General features: G+C 56.1%; 1 rRNA gene. It reads left to right on the forward strand.

Annotated features, from left to right (window positions below):
- Positions 1-1,351: ribosomal RNA gene (locus E5K03_RS17435) — 23S ribosomal RNA — on the forward strand; the annotation flags it as partial.

The raw sequence follows: 1,351 nt of genomic DNA on the forward strand, positions 1-1,351 counted from the left end.
AGCCAACAGGGAAACAGGTTAATATTCCTGTACCGTCGTCGATTCAACGCCAACGCTTTGAGGACCACCGAGCCGCGTTTTCGCGCGGTCGAATCAAGGAACACCGTGGAAGCCGTAATGGCAGGAAGCGGTCGAAGCTTGAGACAGCGCAAGTCGGTGTTACTGAGAGCCCGTGAAAAGGCAACGACGATGTCCGTACCGAGATCCGACACAGGTGCTCAGGCAGCGAAAGCCAAGGTCTGTCGGGAGAACCGACGTTAGGGAATTCGGCAAGTTAGTCCCGTACGTTCGCAATAAGGGATGCCTGCCTTGCAGAAGGCAGGTCGCAGTGACTCGGGCGCTCCGACTGTCTAGTAACAACACAGGTGACCGCAAATCCGTAAGGACTCGTACGGTCACTGAATCCTGCCCAGTGCGGGTATCTGAACACCTCGTACAAGAGGACGAAGGACCCGTCAACGGCGGGGGTAACTATGACCCTCTTAAGGTAGCGTAGTACCTTGCCGCTTCAGTAGCGGCTTGCATGAATGGATAAACGAGAGCGCCACTGTCCCAACGTTGGACCCGGTGAACTGTACGTTCCAGTGCGGAGTCTGGAGACCCCCAAGGGGAAGCGAAGACCCTATAGAGCTTTACTGCAGGCTGTCGCTGAGACGTGGTCGCTACTGTGCAGCATAGGTAGGAGCCGTTACACAGGTACCCGCGCCAGCGGGCCACCGAGGCAGCATTGAAATACTACCCGGTAGTGACTGCGACTCTCACTCTTTCGAGAGGACACCGATAGCTAGGCAGTTTGACTGGGGCGGTACGCGCTCGAAAAGATATCGAGCGCGCCCCAAGGTTTTCTCATCCGGGTCGGGAACCCGGAGAAGAGCGCAAGAGCACAAGAAAGCCTGACAGTGACATTCCCAACGAGTGTCGCTGACGCGAAAGCGTGGTTTAGCGAACCTACGAGGCCTATTGATGAGGCCCGTAGATGACAGAAAAGCTACCTTAGGGATAACAGAGTCGTCACTCGCAAGAGCACATATCGACCGAGTGGCTTGCTACCTCGATGTCGGTTCCCTCCATCCTGCCCGTGCAGAAGCGGGCAAGGGTGAGGTTGTTCGCCTATTAAAGGAGGTCGTGAGCTGGGTTTAGACCGTCGTGAGACAGGTCGGCTGCTATCTATTGGGGGTGTAAGGTACCTGCCGTGAACGATCGTATAGTACGAGAGGAACTACGATTGGGCACCACTGGTGTACCGGTTGTACGAGAGTGCAGACGCCGGGTAGCCACGTGCCACGGGGTAAGAGCTGAACGCATCTAAGCTCGAAACCCACATGAAAACGAGGTACCGTAGAGGTCACTC

Source organism: Halalkalirubrum salinum, from assembly GCF_005543295.1.
In the GTDB taxonomy this organism is placed as follows: domain Archaea; phylum Halobacteriota; class Halobacteria; order Halobacteriales; family Haloferacaceae; genus Halalkalirubrum; species Halalkalirubrum salinum.